16 protein-coding genes are annotated in these 21,978 nt (G+C 45.8%); 3 read left to right on the top strand and 13 right to left on the bottom strand.

Translation table 11 applies throughout. From position 1 onward, the window contains the following. Positions 1-23: 23 nt before the first annotated feature. The 8 genes from FEF09_RS11490 to FEF09_RS11460 all read right to left on the bottom strand — a co-directional run bounded on the left by FEF09_RS11490 (position 24) and on the right by FEF09_RS11460 (position 8,936). Positions 24-1,661, bottom strand: a complete 1,638-nt coding sequence (locus FEF09_RS11490; RefSeq protein ID WP_146305245.1) for an acyl-CoA carboxylase subunit beta — start codon at positions 1,659-1,661, stop codon at positions 24-26. Positions 1,662-1,860: 199 nt separating this feature from the next. Then, on the bottom strand, positions 1,861-2,559 hold the full coding sequence (locus FEF09_RS11485) for a C40 family peptidase (RefSeq protein WP_146305244.1): 699 nt from the start codon (positions 2,557-2,559) through the stop codon (positions 1,861-1,863). Positions 2,560-2,573: 14 nt separating this feature from the next. Continuing rightward, positions 2,574-3,716, bottom strand: coding sequence for a CapA family protein (locus tag FEF09_RS11480; protein ID WP_146305243.1), 1,143 nt, complete (start codon positions 3,714-3,716; stop codon positions 2,574-2,576). 226 nt (positions 3,717-3,942) lie between these two features. Further along, positions 3,943-5,784 (bottom strand): glycoside hydrolase family 76 protein, encoded by a 1,842-nt coding sequence (locus FEF09_RS11475; RefSeq protein ID WP_146305242.1) that lies wholly within the window; start codon positions 5,782-5,784, stop codon positions 3,943-3,945. 61 nt (positions 5,785-5,845) lie between these two features. After that, the gene (locus FEF09_RS30705; protein ID WP_186774301.1) at positions 5,846-6,022 is read right to left on the bottom strand and encodes a hypothetical protein; all 177 of its coding nucleotides are present in this window, start codon (positions 6,020-6,022) and stop codon (positions 5,846-5,848) included. Positions 6,023-6,137: 115 nt separating this feature from the next. Further along, on the bottom strand, positions 6,138-7,073 hold the full coding sequence (locus FEF09_RS11470; RefSeq protein WP_146305241.1) for a bifunctional helix-turn-helix transcriptional regulator/GNAT family N-acetyltransferase: 936 nt from the start codon (positions 7,071-7,073) through the stop codon (positions 6,138-6,140). Between the two features lie 119 nt (positions 7,074-7,192). Then, entirely contained in the window at positions 7,193-7,636 is a 444-nt protein-coding gene (locus tag FEF09_RS11465) for a c-type cytochrome (RefSeq protein ID WP_146305240.1), read from the bottom strand. 1 nt (position 7,637) lies between these two features. After that, entirely contained in the window at positions 7,638-8,936 is a 1,299-nt protein-coding gene (locus tag FEF09_RS11460) for a PQQ-dependent sugar dehydrogenase (protein ID WP_261387424.1), read from the bottom strand. 178 nt (positions 8,937-9,114) lie between these two features. On the opposite strand from FEF09_RS11460, the gene FEF09_RS11455 reads away from it, so the two are divergent. After that, the gene (locus FEF09_RS11455) at positions 9,115-9,717 is read left to right on the top strand and encodes a Crp/Fnr family transcriptional regulator (RefSeq protein ID WP_146305238.1); all 603 of its coding nucleotides are present in this window, start codon (positions 9,115-9,117) and stop codon (positions 9,715-9,717) included. 84 nt (positions 9,718-9,801) lie between these two features. Continuing rightward, positions 9,802-10,947 (top strand): NADH:flavin oxidoreductase, encoded by a 1,146-nt coding sequence (locus FEF09_RS11450; protein ID WP_146305237.1) that lies wholly within the window; start codon positions 9,802-9,804, stop codon positions 10,945-10,947. Positions 10,948-11,005: 58 nt separating this feature from the next. Here FEF09_RS11450 and FEF09_RS11445 read toward each other — a convergent pair whose 3' ends face one another. From FEF09_RS11445 to FEF09_RS11440, 3 genes are read right to left on the bottom strand one after another with little or no spacing between them, the layout of a single operon-like run. Next, the gene (locus FEF09_RS11445) at positions 11,006-12,853 is read right to left on the bottom strand and encodes a RagB/SusD family nutrient uptake outer membrane protein (protein WP_146305236.1); all 1,848 of its coding nucleotides are present in this window, start codon (positions 12,851-12,853) and stop codon (positions 11,006-11,008) included. Between the two features lie 12 nt (positions 12,854-12,865). Next, the gene (locus FEF09_RS32855) at positions 12,866-13,882 is read right to left on the bottom strand and encodes a TonB-dependent receptor (RefSeq protein ID WP_261387423.1); all 1,017 of its coding nucleotides are present in this window, start codon (positions 13,880-13,882) and stop codon (positions 12,866-12,868) included. A 5-nt stretch (positions 13,883-13,887) separates the two neighbouring features. After that, a complete protein-coding gene (locus tag FEF09_RS11440) occupies positions 13,888-16,125 on the bottom strand; it encodes a SusC/RagA family TonB-linked outer membrane protein (protein ID WP_261387422.1) in 2,238 nt (745 codons plus the stop codon). A 429-nt stretch (positions 16,126-16,554) separates the two neighbouring features. Between FEF09_RS11440 and FEF09_RS11435 the strand changes: the two genes are divergently transcribed. Beyond that, positions 16,555-17,121 (top strand): hypothetical protein, encoded by a 567-nt coding sequence (locus tag FEF09_RS11435; protein ID WP_146305235.1) that lies wholly within the window; start codon positions 16,555-16,557, stop codon positions 17,119-17,121. A 165-nt stretch (positions 17,122-17,286) separates the two neighbouring features. On the opposite strand, the gene FEF09_RS11430 is transcribed toward FEF09_RS11435, so the two are convergent. Both FEF09_RS11430 and FEF09_RS11425 read right to left on the bottom strand, forming a co-directional pair. Then, positions 17,287-17,715 carry a carbohydrate-binding protein gene (locus FEF09_RS11430; protein ID WP_186774300.1) on the bottom strand — a complete coding sequence of 143 codons (429 nt, stop codon included), beginning with the start codon at positions 17,713-17,715 and terminating at the stop codon, positions 17,287-17,289. 275 nt (positions 17,716-17,990) lie between these two features. Next, positions 17,991-21,902 carry a CheR family methyltransferase gene (locus tag FEF09_RS11425; protein WP_146305234.1) on the bottom strand — a complete coding sequence of 1,304 codons (3,912 nt, stop codon included), beginning with the start codon at positions 21,900-21,902 and terminating at the stop codon, positions 17,991-17,993. Positions 21,903-21,978: the final 76 nt, after the last annotated feature.

Genomic DNA, 21,978 nt, shown 5'->3' with positions numbered 1-21,978 from the left:
GATAAGGATTAAGCGCTATGCTTTTACACCTGAAATACACCGAGGCTGAAGCTATCTTCAACAGGAGCATTATTCGCAGCAGCAATGCTTTCAGACAATATTTTACGTGTATCCTGCGGATCGATGATCTCATCTACCCATAAACGGGCAGCGGCATAATACGGTGTGGTCTGGCTGTTATAACGTTCGGTGATCTCGCTGAGCAAACGGTTTTCTTCTTCCGGCGAGATCTCCTCTCCTTTGGCTTTGAGTGAGGCTACCTGTATCTGCAGGAGTGTCTTTGCCGCCTGTTCACCACCCATCACGGCGATCTTTGCATTAGGCCATGCATAAATGAAACGCGGATCGTATGCTTTACCACACATGGCATAGTTACCTGCGCCATAGGAATTACCTACGATAACAGTGAATTTAGGTACAACAGAATTAGCTACTGCATTCACCAGTTTAGCGCCGTCTTTGATGATACCGGCATGTTCACTGCGACTGCCCACCATAAAGCCGGTCACGTCCTGCAGGAATACCAGAGGAATTTTTTTCTGGTTACAATTCATGATAAAACGTGCTGCCTTGTCTGCGCTGTCATTGTAAATAACACCGCCCATCTGCATCTCTCCTTTTTTGCTTTTTACCATCTTACGCTGATTGGCTACAATCCCTACGGCCCAGCCGTCTATGCGGGCATATCCGCAGAGAATCGTTTTGCCATAATCTTCTTTGTATTGGTCAAACTCAGAACGGTCTACCAGCCGATGAATCACTTCCAGCATATCATAAGGACGGGTGCTATCTTCCGGAATGACGCTGTATAATGTAGCAGGATCTTTCTCCGGAGCTGCAGGTACTGCACGGTTAAAGCCGGCACTCGCAGGATCTCCTATCTTGCTGACGATCTTTTTGATCTGATCGAGACATGCTTCATCGCTGTCAAATTTATAATCAGCGATACCTGAAATCTCTGTATGCGTAACGGCGCCGCCTAATGTTTCTGCATCTACGGTTTCGCCGATAGCTGCTTTTACGAGGTATGGTCCGGCGAGGAAAATGGAACCATTTCCATTCACCATGAGTACTTCATCGCTCATGATCGGCAGGTATGCGCCACCCGCTACGCAGCTGCCCATCACAGCAGCGATCTGTGTGATACCCATGGCGCTCATCCGTGCATTGTTGCGGAAGATGCGGCCGAAATGTTCTTTATCCGGGAATATCTCATCCTGCATTGGCAGGTATACGCCTGCACTGTCTACGAGATAGATAACAGGCAGTCTGTTTTCCATGGCAATTTCCTGCAGGCGCAGGTTCTTCTTGCCTGTCAGAGGAAACCATGCGCCGGCTTTCACGGTCATATCATTCGCTACGATCATACACTGACGACCGCTGATATAGCCAATACCACCGACAGTACCTGCTGCGGGACAACCGCCATGTTCAGGATACATGTCATAAGCGGCGAAGGCGCCGATTTCTGTAAAAGGGGTGTCTTTGTCCAGCAGATAAGCAATTCTTTCTCTCGGGGTCAACTTACCTCTCTGCCGCACTTTTTCGAGGTTCTTTTTACCACCTCCCTGTTCGATGACGGAAAGGCGTTGTCTGAGCGTGCTGAGAGATTTACGCATCGCATCTTCGTTCCGGTTCATGTCCAGTTGCTGTGCATCCATATGATTGTTTTTGGTTCAGGGCTATTTTATGGCCACAACTAAAAATAAGGAAAAACACAGAAAAAGCTTCAGGGATATTATTAGTGTGGAATAAATAATAAATGCCTTTAAAACGCCTTCTGCAAGGCCATTTTAAAGGCAATACAATATACTGACCACCATGAATGGTCAACATAAAATGACAGTAAAATAAAGGAAGTTAGTAATCCGTCAGATTCCCTTCTTTCATCGGTATTACCGTATTCGTAGAATCTACTTCAATCACTCTTTTCGCAGCGATAAAACGTTTCTTGTAGTACTCACTGTTTGTGATATCTACAATATTGACGCCCTGATTGCTGGAATGAATCATCAGTACCTTGCCATTGTCTACTTTATACACACAACCTACGTGTGCAACTCTTTTTACTTTGGATTTGGTACTACGTCCGGTGAAGAACAGCAGATCACCCGGTGTAAAGTCTGATACGGTGATGAGGTTACCCAGGTTGCTCATTTCAGCCGCTGTACGTGGCAGGGTCATACCAATGAAAGAGAAACCAAACTTGATCAGTCCGCTGCAATCAAAGGCCATAGGGCCGATAGCGCCACGGATGTAAGGTTTACCCAGTTCTGACTCCAGTACGGCGAACAGTTGCTTGATATTATTACGCAATCCTGAGGTATCGTATGTATTGACGGTGATATCTGAGTTTGGAAAATACAAACTATCAGGCATCGGTGGTGGTGCTACCACTTTGTGGTGGACAACAGGTTTCGACTTATGGGCAGTCGCTTTCTTATGGTAAGCAGTTGTATGTTTCTTCGCTGGTGCGTGTTTAACTGGCTTTTTCTTTACTTGTGCCGCAACAGTGGTAATGCTGGCAACAGATATGATTATCGGCAATAACTTCTTCACAGTAACATGATGTTTTAGTCAAAGACCCCTTCTTCGACTGCCGTGTATCCAAAGTCGGCGGCAGATAAAGTTCGGATCATTTTGAAAGCTTTCGATGTTGTATCCGGTTTAGGTATGCCTTCCCCCTCTTGCAGGAAAGAAAACACTTTATGCTCGACAAGGTTTCCCTCGCTGGTGATTTTTACCCGCAGCAAAGGTGCAATATTATTGGGATATTTTAAATTGAATTGATGATAAGTTGCAAAATTTCCTAAACTATAAGCGACTAATTTACCTTTATAACGCTCCATACCCCTTACTACGTGCGGACCTGAGCCTATTACAAGGTCTGCTCCCTCATTGATACACATATGAGCGAAATGTCTAACATCACCCCTGTTTTGACCTAAAAAGAACTCCCTGCCCTTCGGCGTATGGGTACGGGCGGAACCTTCTCCACCCCCATGGAAGAAAACAACCAGCAACTGGCAAAGAGGGCGTACCTCCGCAATTGTTGCCCTTACCAAAGAATCATCGTTCATGTCCAGACAACCCGTATGAGGGGCAAACGAGACAAAACCAATCTTTGTATTCCTGACGGTCAGAGTGTCAAATACCCGTTGCGGTATACCGCTGGTCTTGATATTGACGCTATCCAGAAAGCCGAGCGTATGCGTCACGCCTTTCTGGCCGAAGTCGTAAGAGTGGTTATTGGCGAGGTTCAGGTATTCAAATCCTGCCTCCTTATACCACATGGCTTGTTTATAGGGGGTACGAAAAGCAAAACACTGGGTAGAGTTGCCGCAATTCTTAAACACTTTTGCACTGTCAGACACCGCACTCTCGAGGTTTCCGATACGCAAATCGGTCTCCTGCAGCAAAGGCATGGCATACTGCAATATATTTCCTTCCTCTTCTTTTGGTAAAAAGGCCGTAGCCGGGTAAGATGAGCCCACCATCATATCACCCACGATGGAGAAACTGATCGTATCAGGCAGGGTGTCCACCACCGGAAATATGGTAGTGTCCTGCAGGATCGCCAGACTATCTGCATGTCTGATCTCAGCATATACAGGAGATCTGTCACCTTTCACGCCGGAAAGCGAATGGGTGAAAAAAAACAGGAAAACAATGTTAAAAGAAAACAAAGGAATACTCCTTGCAGCAACTTTCAGCATACAGTAAACTAATATATTAAAATGATATCCAGTCTCTTATTGAGTATAAACGTCATTCCGGGGGTACAATAAGATAATCATAACAACACTTTGACATTCACGAACCGTCCCATTGAGGTATTATGCGCACAAATATACATGAATCCGGTGGTAATTTGCAACAGGAAGGCCAGCCCTCCCGAAGGAAGACCGGCCTTAGCATCATAGGATATTCTGTTACAATTAGTTATTTCACGAAAGAAATTGTACTTTTTTTGCCATCTTTCACAATCGTGATCCAATAAACGCCACTGCCTAAACGTGAAACGTTGAGATTGTTGGCTGTCAGGCGATTGCGGAGAACTACCCTGCCTGACATATCCACTACCGTTACATCTGCACCAAGAAGATCTGCTCCTGATTTCAGATACAACGTATTACCTGCAGGGTTAGGATATAAGGTCACGCCTTTCAGCAGACTCTTTTCAATCGTATTCGCCATTGCCGTTGTTACTGCGGCCGGTGCTGCACCTGTAGCAGTAATACGGATAGATGTCGCCTTATCATTGAAATTCTGCGCTACCAGACAGCTATTGTCTGCTGTCGCTGTTACAGACGTACCAGCAAAATTATCATTTTCATAAAGGATGACCTGATAACCGCTGCTGACGCGGAGAGAAGAGATGTCGTCATTCAGGATACCATTTGCCTGCAACTGCGCAAGTGTATAATCGCCAGCCGGCAGACTTACCACAGCACCGGTGTAATTACAATCTTTGAAGAAAGAAGCGCCTGCGGTATAGCTGATGATAATGGAAGATGTACTATCATTCCATGGGCCACCAATCCATGCACTGTTGCCTGTTACAACCAGACTGCCACCAGTGAAGTTATCATTTTTATAAAGCGTTGCCTGATAACCTGCGGGGATCGCGAAGGCTGTCACATCATTGTTGGCAATACCTTTTGCAACCAGTGCAGCTGTATTGTAACTACCTACACTCAATCCCCAGTAACTGCCACCGTAGTTAATATCTTTGAAGAAGAAAGACTGATCCAGCAATGCTGCTGCTTCTATCAACATCACACCACTCAACTGTGTTGCATAATCAGTGGAACCTGATGGCTGCTGTGACCAGTTGGCTCCTACCAGATTGGTAGAAGCGTTGATACCACTGGTTTTGAGGGTCTGTGCGTTAAAACGGATGGCCTCATTATAGGCGGCCCGTTTAGTAGCAGAAATGTTACCTTCTCTGGCCAGTTCGGTGAGATAACGGATGAAGATACCTTTGAACAATCCACCATCACCATTACCTGTTTCATTGGCGAAAAACATACCATTGGTACGTCTGGAATTCATGGCATAATCTGCTGTTTTTACCGCTTCATTAAGATAGTAGGTATCGCCTGTAATCTTGTACAGTTCCCAGCCTGCGCCGATGAAAGTACCTACATTGTAAGAGAAGATCCAGTCCTTGTTGGTAACGCCTGTACTGAGATTGATGTTATCCCATACGGCACCGGTGGTTGGGTCTACCAGATTGGCCTTCATAAAAGTGAAAATGTCCTTGATCAGTTGTAAATCGGTCGCTGAATTATTAATCCGGTACATCCTTGCGCCAAGGATGATAGCAGGCGCATTTGCACAGGAGTTTTTACAACCGACACAACCTTTATTCCAGTCGATCGCACCATTGCTGAAACCGCCTTTAATGTCAGTCCAGAGCTGACTGGCCACATTGTAATAATCCACATCGCCGGTTTCATCCCATGCGCGTAAAGTAGCAATCCCCATCCAATCCATGTCATCATAGAAATAGTTGATGTAGGTGTTGCCATTAGATGCCTTTGTGTTCAGTAAAAGGGCTTTCATACGGGTCTTGTAAGTTTCGGAACGGGTACGTGTATAGCCGTCCAGCAAAGCATGTACACCATTGGCACACCACCAGTAGTTGTTATTGGGCGTACCGAAAGTGTTGTACATACTTGTTTGCAGGGCTTCTGCCGTGGAATTGAAATTAGCGAGCTGGCCGAATGAACTGAACTGCATACACAGCAACAGTATGGCCACTTGTAGAAGTGATCTCATGTTTGAAACGGTTTTGAAGGATCAGTATTTAGTGAGTAATAAAACATTAAACAATTACGGATTAAGCGTTACGGATCAGGAATTGTAATGCAGCGGAGATTGGGTTTGAGGGAACATACCAATGCAGGCGGGTGATATCACCAGCAATAAACAGAACAATGCCACCCGTCCTGATACGATGGGTTATAAAAAGTATGTAAATGGAAGAGAGGTAATGAAGGATGAACGGATTCTTCATTTCAAAGGGTTTTATGTATGATGACTACATTTTACCCTGGATAGAACTACAGCGAACTAAAAATATCTAATTATTTTAAATAAAGCAAGGGGGGTTAACAATTATTGTCGCTTGCTTAAATCAGGTCAATCTCATAACGTTCTTCTGTCAGCTGTAAGCCCCACATTGGCATGTGTTTCTCTCCTGATTTACGGAAACCGTTCTTTTTAAACAGTGAAGTAGCAGCTACCTGCTGACTGGTCGTAATGAGATAGATTTTCTGGAATAACTTTTCTTTTGCCGCATTGATGGCCTCTGTGAGCAGCCGCTGACCGATACCAATACCCCGGTAATCCGGATGAACAAGGAACCAGCGCATCTGTGTAGCGTAACGGGAATGTCCCAGTACGGCAATAGAACCAATGATCTGATTACCATGCATCGCCAGAAATACCTGATCCTTGGAAGAATTGTAGGCTTCCAGAAACTCATAGAAGGTCTTACAGGTATGCGTTTCAAATTCCAGATTGTACCCGGCTTCTTTTGCATAAAGCGACCCGTGCATGTGCATGAGGAAACCAGCGTCTCCCGGCTGCAGATCACGTCTGTAAGTGATATCTTCCGGAGAGATCTTTGCGTCATCAGAAAGGATGTGACGCACGGTTTTCATAGCGCCTGCCAGTGCCAGTTGCTGTTCTGCCGGTACCGGCTCAAGCAGTTTTCCTATCTGTTCTGCCGAACCCTGTTCCAGTGTTTCGAGCAACTTAGACCCTTTTGCGGTCAGTTGCAGGTACCAGGTACGGCCATCCAGATTGGATTTACGTTTGGCAATAAGCTGATTGGATTCAAAGGATTTAAGAATGCGACTCAGATAACCGCCGTCAATACCAAGATTGGCTATCAGTTTTCCTGCCGTGCATTGTTCTTCCTCTTCCCTCAACTTTATCAGTACACGCAGTGCTGATAAAGAAAGATTATTGTCCGCTAAGTGCCTGTTTAATAATTCCGCCAGGCTATTGTAATAATTATTGAATTCACTAACCTCCCGCACCACTTCAAGATTCACTGACATGTCCCTAAAATTTTCCGCAAATGTTAGAAATCTGTTTGACAAAAGCAATTAAAAAACAGCGACATTTACCCACATTGGGTGCATGTCGCTGTTAAGATATTCAGATTCTTTGTGTTATATTACTTTTTGGCTGCCCGTACCTGCGTTACTTCGGCTGCCGAAACTGTACTTGCCTTGTTGCCAAAGCTGTTTCTTACATAAGAAAGGATATCGGCAATCTCCTCATCTTTCAGTTGCGCCTGTGAGGGCATCGGATTAGAGTAGTAATCGCCGTTGATCTCCACATCTTCGTTGAACCCGTTCAGTAATATGCCGATCAGTCGTGCCTTATCTCCTAATACATATTCCGTTTTGATCAGCGGTGGATTCATACGTGGTACGCCACTGCCATTCTCCTGATGGCAGGAGATGCAGTATTGCCTGTATAAAGCCTTTCCTCTGGTGATCGTTGCGGAAGATGCAGCGTCAGGCTTCGCCGCAGGTTTAGCAGGTTTCTTTACCTGCGCACTCACGGATAATGCTCCTATTAACAATGGCATTACTGCCAGTATCCATTTGCCCATACTATTTTGTCTTATAAACGATCCTGTAAACGGTTCCTTTCACATCATCTGTTACATACAGTGAACCATCAGCGCCCTGTGCCAGTCCGCATGGACGATGTTGCGCATCCCCGGGTGATTTCACCGGACCGGGACCTGCAAATCCATCTGCAAATACCTCCCATTTGCCGGAAGGTTTACCATCTTTAAACGGTACAAATACGACATAGTATCCCGCCTGATTCTCCGGAGAGCGGTTCCATGATCCATGGAAAGCAATGAATGCACCGTTACGATACTTCTCAGGGAACTGTGTACCGGTATAAAACAGCAGTCCGTTAGGCGCCATATGTGCCGGGAATGCTACTACCGGATTTTCTGCGGTCTCACCACCTGTCTTTTTACCGTCTCCGCCATATTCAGGCGCCAGCATTTTCTTGTTGGTGAACGGGTCGTAGTAGATGTAAGGCCATCCGCAGTCGGATCCCTGTTTCAATGCATACATACATTCTGCGGGCAGGTCAGCGGATTGTTTCTCTGTATAAAGAGACGGAAACAGATCATGTAACTGATCACGGCCATGCTGCATCACGAAAAGTTGGTTCTGGCCTTTGTTCCAGTCCAGTCCTACAACGTTTCTCAGACCGGTAGCATAACGTACGCCATCACCATACACCTGATTCAGTTTATCTGCTTTGAACTGCCAGATACCGCCGGCGGAATCCAATACAGGACAAGGTTGCATCCCTAAAGAACCTTGTGTTCTGTCTTTCGTCTGACAAGAATTGGAATAAGCGCCCACATTCACATAAATGTTTCCGGCATCATCCAATACAATCGACTTGGATTCATGCTGACGACGATCAAGGAGTCCGCTTACCACTGTTTCCGGATGCTCCGGATCAGTCACCTGCTGCTGTGCGTCCAGCTTATAGCGGTAGATGTTTTCATTGGAAGTAGCATACAGGTAATCGCCTTTTACATAGATACCTGTTCCGCCATAATTACCAAAACCGGACTGTTTGTCGATCTTACCGTCACCATTAGTGTCCTGCAGGAACAGGATACCATTGTTGTTCTTTGCTCTGTCCAGCTTAACATAGATACTGCCGTTACTAGTCACAGCAATGTGGCGGGTGCGGCCAAGGCCATCCGCTACTTTAAGCGCGCCAAAGCCTGCCGGCAGTTTCAGTCCGGCATTGTCTGCATCTGGTTTAACGACGGAGGCGCCTGGCTTATCAGGTCCACCTGCGAATACGGAGGAAGTGATGGTTGTCATCGCAATGACAGACATCAGTAATACCTTGCTTGTTGTTTGCATCGGCATATGGTATTGAATTGATTAAGAATAAAGCCGGGGGAAAATTACGAAAACTAAAAGGGAAAACTTCCGGAAACCGCAGGAAAGCCGGATCCGGAGCCTACTATTTTTCCGGATATCTGTGGCGTGGCCGGGCCTGTTGAGCGGAATCGGCTATATTTGTCTGAAACCAGCGCTTATGCGAGCGACGCCAGCATTAACGGACTTTCACCAACAGATCATCGACCATGTACAACAGCGTATCCGCCTTACCACAGAGGAACAGGCGCATTTTGTAAGTCTGCTGACCTTACGCCGGCTATTACCCAGACAATACCTCCTGCAACAAGGAGAAGTATGCCGGTATGAGAACTATGTCTGCTCCGGCTTCCTCCGCTCCTTCTATACCGACGAAACAGGTAGCGACCATACCCTGCATTTTGCGATGGAAGACTGGTGGATCTCCGACTCTTCCAGTTTTATACCGCAGCAGGCCTCCCGTATCAATATCGTGGCACTGGAACCCTGTGCTATCCTGCAGATAGATAAAGCAGGGCTGGATCGGCTGTTTGATGATGTGCCGGCATTTGAACGGTTCTGGCGGATACTGAATCAGCAATCCCTGATCTCTCAGGATCAAAGGATACTCAATAACATCTCTATGACCGGTGCAGAACGCTATGAAGCCCTGATCACCAAATATCCTGATCTCGAGCAAAGACTTCCCCAGAAATACATCGCCTCCTTTCTGGGTATTACGCCCGTCTTTCTAAGCCAGATCCGAAAAAACTATAAACGTTAAACTATTATAAGCACCGAAATTAAATTAGTTATACGTCCGTCTGGCCCCTCCTGTATGACCTTTGTATTCTAAAAACAAAGGTTTATGACTCACCAACAACAGATATTATTTCAGCCACTATTACTCGGAAAAAGAAACAGCAGAAACAGATTTGCCGTAGCTCCCATGACCAGAAGAAGTGCCACGGCCACAGGCGTGCCTACCGATGAAATGGCCGCCTACTATGCCGCATTTGCTGCCGGTGGCTTCGGTATGATCATCACAGAAGGTACCTATACAGATACATTATTCAGTCAGACAGATGCCCATCAACCCGGGCTCGTAAATGAAGCACAACTGGCAGGATGGAAAACAGTAGTAGATAAAGTGCATCACGAAGGACTGGATAAAGCCGGTAATACAGCCCTTATCATCCTGCAGCTTATGCACGGCGGCGCTCTCGTACAACATACTGATAACACCATCGCTCCCTCCGCAGTACAACCCATCGGTATCAGAAATACGGAAGCCAATGGACTTAAAGGCCCCTTCCCTCTTCCTGCTGCCATGACAGCAGACACTCTGGCAACTGCCAAAGCAGGCTTTGTGGCCACAGCACTCAGGGCTGTAGCAGCCGGATTTGATGGTGTAGAGATACACGCCGCCAATGGTTACCTCCTTGATCAGTTTATCACCCCTCATACGAATATCAGAGAGGATGATTATGGTGGTAATTATCGCAACAGACTACGATTCCTGATGGAAGTATACCGGGAGATCAAAGCCGTTGTGCCGGCTGACTTTATTGTAGGCATGCGCCTCTCGGAAAGCAAAGTAAACGATCTGCCTTACAGATGGCCGGAAGGAGCAGCTGCTGCTACGGCTATATTCAAAGTCTTAAAAGAACTGGAGGCAGATTATATACATATCGCTGCTGAAGGAGGTAACTGGGGAAGAGAGTCTTTGTATAGCGATGGACGATCATCCAATGGCATCGCGAGAAAGATAACAGGCCGGCCGGTCATTGTAAATGGAGGGATGCATGATATGACCCTCGCTACAGAACTGCTCAATGCCATGCAGGCAGATATGGTATCAATAGGCAAAGCTGCTATCAGCAATCCTGATCTGCCGCATAAAATAGCCAAAGGAGAAGCGCTGATTCCCTTTTCTAAAACCCTGATTAAGGATAGTCTGACACTTTCGCACGTGGCAGGTCAGCTGGCGGTGAAAACAGCAGCAGCTATCTAAAAAAAAGGCAGGAAGTAATATGATATTACTTCCTGCCTTCATGATGCAATCAAAACGATTAATAACCCGGATTCTGCACCAGCTTATTATTCCTGTTCATCTCATCACGCTGCAACGGCATGAAATACATCTTATCCAGCCAGATCCTGTTTTCATTGACAAGGGTTACTGGTGTATAAGTGTAGTCATAATTGGTCTCATTACGTTGATATAATGTCACTTTTACATTCGGCTTCAGCTTACCCACTACATTGATACCACGCAATGCGCGCCCTACCGTAACAGGCGCCACCATCCAACGACGTACATCAAAGAAACGCTGTTCTTCAAATACCATTTCAATCTCCTTTTCCCGCTGAAAACGTGCTTTCAGGGCAGCACCGGATTCTGTAAAGGCAGGCATACCTGCACGGGTACGGATCTTATTCAGGTATTCCCTTGCTTCTCCGTCTTCTCCCAGTTCGATACAGGCTTCTGCATAGTTGAACAGTACTTCTGTATAACGGAAGAAAGGATAAGGTACCTCCTGACGGAAGTATTGCGCATCCACATTCGGATCGATGAACTTCTTCATGTAATAACCGGTAAAGCTTCCGTTCCAGTTTTCAACAGGTCCCTGACGCGTATCCAGTCCGGGAGAATTGATGATCTTCTGCTGCTCTGGTTCCCATACTTCATAAACGCCGGTCTGCGTTTGATTAGCCGGATCTTTAGAAGCGACATCTGTAGGACGTTGACGCCAGTTGGCACCATCATACAGAATACTCGCATAAAAACGCGGATCACGGTTGCGGTAAGGATTGGCTTTGTGACTGGCTTCTCCCCAGTTGAAAAGTGTACCATCGCTCATTTCATAGTCATCGATGAGCAGTTGTGTCGGTGTATTACCTGACCAGTTGTGATACCCATTCAGGCCATTGTAAAGACCGATCTGTCCGCCGGCTTCTGATTTCGTATTCAGGAAATAACGGGAGAAGATACTTTCTGTATTATCCGCGAGGAACAACTGTTGATAATTGGCGCTGGCTTCTTCCGGAGTGGCCGGTGAAGGAAATGCCAGTGAGTAACGACCCAGATCCATCACTGCTTTGGCAGCCGCTTTTGCACGTTGCCAGCGTTCGGTGCGATTGCCGCTGGTATAGGCCAGTACTTCCGGTTTCTGGGCAGCCGCCATTACAGTTGATTTCGCTTTGGCTGTCGGAAAATCGTGCAGATCACTTGCCGCATAGATCAGGATACGGGACTTCAATGCCATCGCAGCGCCTTCAGTGGCACGACCTTTAATGATGCTGGCATCTTTGGCATGCAGATAGAATACCGCTGAATCACAATCTTTCACGATATGCTCCACGCAATCAGAGAAGCTTGCGCGATCGATCGTATAGTCTTTATCATCCAGTGTATATACCACATCTACCAATGGCACACCACCATAAGCACGTACCAGCTGGTGATAATAATAGGCACGCAGAAAGTATACTTCTCCTTTCAGACGTTCTCCTGTAGCTGTTTTATCAAAAGGCACTTTCTGTATATTCTGGAAGAATACATTACAGGCGCGGATACGTTTGTACATCTCTCCCCACTGGAAAGTACCTCTTGTATTGACATACTCGGCGTCGGTCGGACTGATCGTCGCTTCACCCATGTTCTTCATACCATAGTTGTGTGTGAACATGGTTTCATCTGTAGCAGAAGATAACATCGTTTCAAGGAACCCTCCGCTGCTGAGTCCATTGTATATTTCATTGACAAAAGCTTCTGCCAGAGCAGGGTCCTGCCATACATCATCTTTTGTTGCTTCGCCCAGTGGCTTTGTATTCAGGAAATCAGTATTACAGGCGGAGACGGTGAAAGCGCCCGCAATACCGATGCTGATATATATTTTCTTCAATAACTGATTCATGATGCTGATGATTTAAAAGGTTAAATTGAAACCGGCATTCAATACCCTTGATTGCGGATAATACTGGCCATTTCCGTTCACGGATTCCGGATCGAGGATCTTCAGGTTGTCAATGGTGAACAGGTTTAAACAGTTGGCGTAAATCCTCAGATTGGTGATACCTGCTTTCTTCTTCAGGAATTCAGGAATGCTGTAGCCTATCTCCAGATTTTTCAGACGCACATAATTGGTGCTACGTACCCAGTAAGTATTACCTGTAGCCCAATAGGTATCGTTACGGTCGTTCACACGGGGATCAACACTGCTTGGATTGTCCGGACTCCAGCGGTGATCAAAATAGTCCTGTGTGAAGTTGCCGATCTCACCGGATTCTGTATTAATATGCAGTGCCCCACCAGTAGCGCCCTGCACGAGCAAAGCGAAGTCAAAGTTGCTGTATTGCAGATTCACGTTCAGGCCACCGGTAAATGTCGGCTGTGAACTTTTATTATAGCGGATCTTATCATCACCGTTGATCTTACCGTTACCATCGATATCCTTGAACTTCATATCACCGGGACGGAGATTGTTGGTGAGTGCAGAATAATCAACTGTGTTCTTATCGATCTCTGCGTAATCTTTAAATACGCCATCATATTCATAATAGAGCGCAGTATTCATTGGCATGCCGGTAGAACGTTGCCATACCGGAGCACCCGGTGCTTCATCCCAGAATACTATCTTGTTTTTGGAGTAACCACCATTCACGCTTACGTCATAGCGGAATTTAGTACCGACAGTATTGTTGTATCCTATGCGGAATTCAAAACCTTTGTTATCTACTTTACCGATATTCTCGGCAGGCAGGGTCATACCGGTTGTCTGTGGCACAGAAGCATTTCTTCTTACCAGAATACCGGAGCGCTTGTTCATGAACGCGTCCAGTTCGAAGTAAATCTTACCATTTAACAAAGCGCCATCCAGACCTACGTTGTAGTTGTTAGCTACTTCCCATGAGATATATGGATTCGGGATACGCGCTTCGTACAATGATTTCAGGACGTTGCCCCGAGTATATAGCTGCTGAAACCGTACGTAGAATAATACTGGTATTCCTGTAAGGTCAGGGTACCATCGTTGTTATCATCGAAGTACACCTGATCATTACCCAGCTTACCCCATGAAGCACGCAGTTTCAGATAGTTCATGAACTTCACATTGTCTTTCCAGAAGTTCTCTTCAGATATGCGCCAACCCAGCATCAATCCCGGGAAGAAGCCGAAGCGGGAAGCAGATGGGAACATGTAGGAGCCATCATTACGCCATACAAACTCTGCGAGGTATTTCTCTTTGTAGTTGTAAGCCACACGACCGAAGTAGTTCAGACGTGCACGATCCCATGCAGAACCACCATTGTCTTTTTCCGCATCACCACCAGCAAACATCTGATCGATCAATGGAGAAATGAAATACTTGCGGAGTGCGTTGAAATTATCAGAGTGTACAGTTTCTCTTTCAATACCGAATACGAAGTTGAGTGTATGGTTCTTGTTAAAAGTGCGATCGTAGGTCAATAAACCACGCATCAGGATATTGCTCTGGTCTTCATCTCCCTGATTGAGTGTGGCCTGATCAGTACCACGTTTACTTCTGACAAGCTGCGGTGTTGTGCCGTCCTGTTCGTACGTTTTCTTATCCCATGTATAGAGGTACCATGGTGTCATCCATCTCTTGGTGCGTTTGAGGTATTTATCAAATGCTACGTTACCGCTCAGTTTCAATCCTTCCACACCGGGTATCAGGATGTCAAGTCGGGCATTTGTCTGTACGTAATAGCGTTTGTCTTTATCGTAACCTGTCTGGTCGGTGGTGATGACAACCGGGTTGTTACCATATTCAATATCCGGACCGGGCAGTCCGTTTGGCCAGAAAGCAGGCTCTGTCGGCTTACCACGCATGAGCATACGGAAGATATCGCTGGCACTACGGGTAGGATAATTACGCTCTTCCTGACGCCCTAACATGTCTACGCTGACATTGACATATTTATTGATTTTAGCATCCAGATTAACGCGCAGACTATACTGATCGTAGCCCGTTGCCGATTTTTTATAGTAAGCATCCTGTGACTGATAACCGAAAGAGGTCAGGTAACGCATATTTTCGCTACCGCCGGATACCTGTACGCTATGGTTGGACTGTGGCGCCCATGTCTTAAACGTGGACTTGTACCAGTCTGTATTAGGATATAACCACGGGTCTGTGCTGTTCCGGAATTTATCAATTTCGGAAGGACCGAAAGCCACATCCCATTTCTTATTGGTAGTTGGTGAAGTATATGAACCGCCCTGTCTGTATACAGACCATGCGTCTGACCATTCCCTGCCGGGAACATCACGATAAAGGCTCAGTTCATCGCGTACCTGTGCATATTCAGCCGCATCTGACATTTCAGGGATATGCGTCGGCTGAGACCATCCCTGATTAAAGGAATAATTCAGCTGAGGTTTCCCGCTTTTACCACGTTTGGTTGTTACGAGGATAACGCCATTCGCTGCACGCGCACCATAGATAGCGGCAGAAGCATCTTTCAACACAGAGATGCTTTCGATATCCTGCGGATTTAAACGTTCCAGACCACCGGTACGACCAGCCACACCATCAATAACAATGAGCGGGTCATTATTACCCAGCGTATTGGAACCACGAATACGCAGGGAGGAACCATCTGCACCCGGTTCACCACTGTTTTGCATAGCGGTAACACCTGGCATACGACCAGCGATGGAGTTGGACAGGTTGGTAGCAGGAGACTTCACCAGATCTGCACCTTTTACGGTGGCGATAGAACCTGATACAGCTTCTCTTTTCTGCGCACCATAACCAACCACGACTACTTCGCTGAGACCTTTTGTGTCTGCATCCAGTGTAATAGTGAGTGGGCCGTTACCGTTTACAGTGAGTGTTTGCGGTAGGAAACCGATTGCAGAAACGCTGATTTGAGCGCCATTGGCTACATTTAACGTAAAAGTACCATCCGGGAGTGTAGTAGTACCTTTGGAAGTGCCGACCACCTTGACGGTAGCACCGATCACAGGTTCTTTATTTTTATCAACGATCTTTCCCTTTAGAGTGACATCCTGTTGCACAGAGAATAAGGTGTGATAACCATCTGCCGACGCTACAAGCGGATACAAGGCAGGTAAAAAAAGCAGCAAGGTAAATTTCATGCGCAATAGTGCTGACTGCCAGGCATAACGATGCCTGACCTTCAACAGGTCTACATTTTTCATACGTTTGATTTGTGTGGTTAATAAAGGCTGATTACAAATCGCTGGATTTTGGCTGTAAAAAGAGATGCGGCAACATCTTCGTTTCAGACGCTATTAGTGGTTGTCATCATTAAGTCCGGTTTATACATGTTAAAGAATATAAGGTAGCGGGTCAATAGCACAATACAACTACATAGGTTTTTATCACATAGAGTGCAGCCTAGTTTTCATAACGATAAATTTCTCAACGTGTCATTTTCACACCTAAAATAGAAAAAATAATCAACTTTTATATTTCTTTTAACATACTGCGGTCATACTATAGTGAAAATATATATGCTCAGCTGTACGGCTGACCTCAAAAAATGGCGGTTTTACCGCTAATTCCCGCTCCCATAGGGGCCGGAACCCGGGAATGCGCTAAATTAGTTTTTATCAAAAACAGGAACAATGGAAAAAGCACTGATCAGACTCTCCTACCGTCAGATGATAGATGCGACTGCGCAGACGGATTTCGAAAAAGAAGTATTTCATGAAAGTTATAATGAATTTCTCCTGCAGGTACAGGCCTATAACCGGGACCAGCAGTTCAGGACCTTTGAAGAAGTACGGATGGCTGATCCGAAGGCTGCGTCCCTACATTATAAGGTTGGTTTCTCTGTAGGGCTTTTTATCCGCTCCCTGCAACAGCGCATCCCCGTACTGACCGATAATCTGGGCCAGCCGCTGTCCTTTGCAGGTCATCAGTTTGAAATCATTGCATCCGACGTCAGCGATAAGACTGTACATAAGGTAGCTATTACTTATATCACCGGTACGCTTACACTACTGGGCGTCGCAGGCGAATATCTTATATTGGCAACCGGTAATCAGTTACAACAAGTGGCAAAACAAGCGGTACAGACATTCGTAGTGAAAATACAACCGCAATTGTCTATTGCTGATTATATGTCAGCAGAAAATATATCAGCTGATATGGTGACGAGGAGAGAAGATCAGGTTACCATTCCCCTTTAATCAATGCTCAGATAATACTTATATAATAGTCATCCTTCGTTAATGCTACGTTTATAACGTAGCATTAACGAAGGATGACTATTATATAAGCACTGATTAACCCATGACAGGGCATAAAAAAGGCCGGAAGTATTTCTCCCGGCCAGATATTTAAAAAGATGTTATTTAATAATCCTGTACAAAGGTAATCGAGGTGATACTGAAAGGATTTCCTTTCGCTACCAGATAGAGGTCATGGATACCATTCGAATATTTCGGATTACCCACCAGTTTCAGGGCATATGTCGTATCGCCGGTATAAGGGATCTGTAGTGTACCGATACGCCTGCTTTTCTTCCCTTTTGGGCGGTCTATACGAAATTCCAGTCTACCACTCTTCTTTTCCTTATTCTGGCAAAATACGACCACTTTAAAGCCAATTTCACCCATACCAAGGTTGACCTGACCAAAGCCCAGGTAACTGCCCGATTTCATCTTAAATTCTGTTTCAAAATTGCCTTTCTTTAAAGGTGCTGCCGGTACGGTTGTACCCGCGGGTGGCGGCGTTGCAGACGGTGGTGTTGGAGCCGTTTGTCCCCGGACAATCAATTGCACAATTAAGAAAAAAAGACATAGGATAGGCCTCATAGCGATTCAATCAGTCAGGTGTCTTTCAGGCAACCTGACCAGTGTCCAAAATACTAATTAGGTCGAAAAATTACGCAAATTTATATTAAAAATTCCAATAATAATACGAACTGATTCCCAGCAGTTTAAACCGGGACTGTTTGTATAATACTGGAAACAGTAAATGGCTCCCCGCAGAGAGCCATTCATTTTATATCAATAATACGTTGATCCCGGTTTTTTATTGTGCCGGTTATACTATGTTATTGTTGTGTTTCCGGAATGATAATATGGAAGGCGGCGCCCTGTTGTTCCACACCAAATGCCTGAATATCACCATTATGAATATCCATAATCTTACGACAGAGGGCCAGACCGATGCCGGTGCCTTCAAATTTCTCCTTCTGATTCAGTCGCTGGAAGATCACAAAGAGTTTGTCAGCATAGGTCTGGTTGAAACCAATACCATTATCCGCCACAATGATCCTGTAATAGCCCGGACCTTTCGGCAGGAGCGGCAGGTCATTCAGCTCTGAATCTGATATTTTATTGGCAGTGATCGTAATACGGCACTCTCCGTTCGGGATGGAAAATTTCAGGGCATTACCGATCAGGTTATAAAATAACTGGTTCATCTGTAAAGGTACCGCGTCAATAACCGGTAATTCTGTGATATCAATTTTGGCATTTTTATCACGGATCAGCAATTCGAAGTCTTCTATCACATTTACAACGATCTGATTCAGATCCACCGGCAGGAAAGCATTCTCTCCCAGTTCAAGACGGGAATAAGCGATCAGGTCTCTGATCAGGTCAGACATTCTGATGGCAGACTGTTTTACCTTTCTCAGATACTGGGCGGTATCTATCTTGGTTGGTGTGCCGGGTTTTACGCTTTCCAGCATATCGGCGAAGAGGCGGATCTTTCTGAGCGGTTCCTGTAAGTCGTGGGAGGTAATAAATACAAACTGTTCCAGTTCATGGTTCCGTTTGGACAGGTTGGCGTTGGCGTCTTCCAGTGCGATGGTTCTTTCCCGTACTTTTCTTTCCAGTGCATCTTCTACCATCTTCTGATCATCGATATCGGTACAGGCGCCGATAAATCCAACAAACTCATCCTGCGAGTTAAACCGCGGGATACCTGAGCAGGCCAGCCAATGATAGGTTCCATCATGACGCTTCAGGCGGAACTCAGAATAGAAGTTCTTTCTGTCGCGGGAGGAACGGCTAAAATTGATCTTCCACTTATCGGTATCTTCCGGATGCATGATATCGTACCAGCCATTGTCTTTATTCTGATCAAGGGAACGACCGGTATATTTCTGCCATGCTTTATTGAAGAAGGAGAAAGAGCCATCTTTTTCAGCGATCCAGATCATTGCCGGCGCGGTATCCGCAATCATTCTGAAATAAGCTTCACTTTGCTGGAGGTGCAACTGTGCCAGTTTTCTTTCGGTGATATCCATTGTCACACCGATCATTTTTTTCACAGAACCATCCTCTTCATACACGCCCTGCCCCGTAGCTGCGATCCAGTGTACGGAACTGTCCGTCCAGCGGATACGATATTCTTCCACATAAAGCATCCGGTTGCTCAGTGCATGTTGCAGCGCTTCTTCTGCACGGCGTACATCTTCCGGCAGGATCATCGCCAGTAACTTTTCATATGTAAAACCGGCCTGTGATGCCAGTCCGTAGTTACTTTTAAACTGTTCATTCCCATGTATCACACCGGAACTCAGATCCAGTTCCCATGAACCAAGGCGACCTGTCTGCAACGCAAAGTTCAGGCGGTCATTGACCTCCTGCAGGTGTTTTTCAAACTGTTTATTTTCAGTAATGTCAGTAACCACACCCAACACACGCACGGCGGTACTGTGGTCGTCAAAGAACACCTGTGCTTTACAGGAGATCCAGTTTACTTTCTCCTCAGAGATATTGATACGGAAATCAACGTTGATCTGTCCATTGTCTTTTCCTGCGAGGGCTGAATAGATACGTGCCTGAGCAGCGGCAGCATCCGCCGGATGAATAACTTTGAGGAAGTTATCAAAGTCCAGCGGAGTTAATGCCGTGATGCCAAAAAGTTCCCGGCTTCTGTCGGACAACAGCAGTTCTTTGGATAATGGATTGAAGTCCCATGTACCGGTGCGTGTACCTTCAAGTGCCAGCCGCAGTCGTTCTTCGTTATTACGGACCACTTCCTGTTTACGGGCGATACGTTCTCTGGCTTCCCTTACTTCTGTAATATCTTCTATGGCAATGAGGATCAGTTCTTCTTTCAGATCCTGGGAGGTGATCAGCTGCCCGTTCATCATGATGGTACGGGAGCCGTTGCCTGTGGATTTGTAGGTCAGTTCGTAGTTCGCGAACGGCGTTCTTGAAGTCATGAGGTTTTCCATCAATGACCGCAGATCCGAAGTATTCCATTGTTTATTGCCCAATTCATAGAGCAGTTTGCCTTCGGTCTCCTTACGTTCCATTTTAAAGGCGCGATAGAAGGACGCATTGGCGCTTACCACACGGATATTGGTATCAAGAATCAGGAGGGATTCATGTACGGTATTGACGATTGACTCTGCGTACAATCTTGCATTATTCAGCTGATTATTTCTTTCCAGCAGATCGTTGTTACGGGTGCTGAGTTCATCGTTAATCACCTGTAATTCCTCCTGTGAAACTTCCAGTTCTTCATTCAGACTTTTCAGTTCCTCGTTGGCAGACTGCAGTTCTTCATTGGTCGCCTCATAAGCTTCTGCCACCGCACGCAGTTCTTCTTTATAACGCTGTACTTCTCTTTCCAGCTGGAAAATGCGCAGGTTCTTCTCATCTGTTGTCTCAGTCACATCTACCCTTTTGGCCGCTATTTCGCTACCGGCAAGATCGTTTTGCTGGTTATTGAAAATAACGAGGAAGTAGTTTTCGTGCAGGTTACTGATCGGTACGATTTCAAAGGAAACATTGAGCGTACCGGATGGAGTGGTGATGGTGAGACCATCCTTACGGACATTCCTTTTGGTGGACTGTGCCTGACTGAGTGCGCTACGGAGGCTATGCACGAGATCTCTATGGGCCAGTTTCAGGATATTGAGGCTGGCTTTACCGGGACCGTGTTCAAAAAACTGCATGGTAACACCTCTGAACTCCACGATGTCCAGTTTTTCATTAAGCAGGACTGCTGACGGTGCATACATAGAAAGTATAATACTGTCAGCCGCTTTCTGAGCATCTACATTTTCATCCCTCTCCTGATCAAAGCTTGGTGTCATATGCTTTATTTTTTTATTAGTCGGGAACGCACTTCTCAGCGTCCATTTATCTACATTCTTTTTAAGATAGATCTTTGTTTTCTTTGAAGGCATCTCAAAGAGGTCCGGAGACCGGTTTGTTTCTGACTTGCCCAGCCAGAGGAAACCGCGATCTTTAAGTGCGTAATTAAAGATGCTCAGCATTTTCTTTTGCAGTACCGGCTGCATATAAATGAGCACGTTACGGCAACTGATAAGATTCAGCTTGGCAAATGGCGGATCTGTCAGCATATTATGGCAGGCAAACACACAGGCGTCCCTGATGATGGCAGATATCTCATATCCCTGCTCCACTTCTACAAAAAAACGTTCCAGTCGCTCGGGGGCGACACCGGCAACCTGTGTTGTTGTATAAAAGGCTTTCCGGGCAGTAGCGATTACTGTTTCCGAAAGGTCTGTAGCGAAAATCTTAACGTTGCTGGCAAAATGCTCATCTCCCATCAGTTCATAGAGGCACATGGCAATGGAGTAGGCTTCTTCACCGGTCGAACAACCGGCTACCCATATACGCACCTGTTCTTCTTTCTCGCGGGACAACCTGACAATCTGGGGTAGTATGAACCTGAGCAGGTATTCGAAACTACCTTCGTCCCTGAAAAATGAAGATACGTGGATCAGCAGGTCTGCGTAGACGATATTCTGCTCGTTCTCATTATCCTTTATAAACGTAAGATATTCTTCAAATCGTTGAATATTTACAAGCGACATTCTTCGCTGAAGCCTCCTCGTAATGGTTGATATCTTGTATTGCAGGAAATCTACCCCGGAAAATTCAGAAAGGATTGCTAATATGCTTTTTAACGCAGCATTGGGTACCGAACCAGATCGCCTTCTGTTCAACTCCCCTTCAGAATGTGTATCTGGCATACAAACAGCTTTAGTTTGTGTCTGGTTTTTTTTATGTTCCCATACTATTAGGACTGCTAAAGATAATATATAAAAT

The sequence above is a fragment of the Chitinophaga pinensis genome (assembly GCF_007896845.1).
Taxonomy (GTDB): domain Bacteria; phylum Bacteroidota; class Bacteroidia; order Chitinophagales; family Chitinophagaceae; genus Chitinophaga; species Chitinophaga pinensis_C.
Note: the sequence above shows the minus strand (reverse complement) of the source record. Positions and strands in the feature narration are given on the sequence as shown.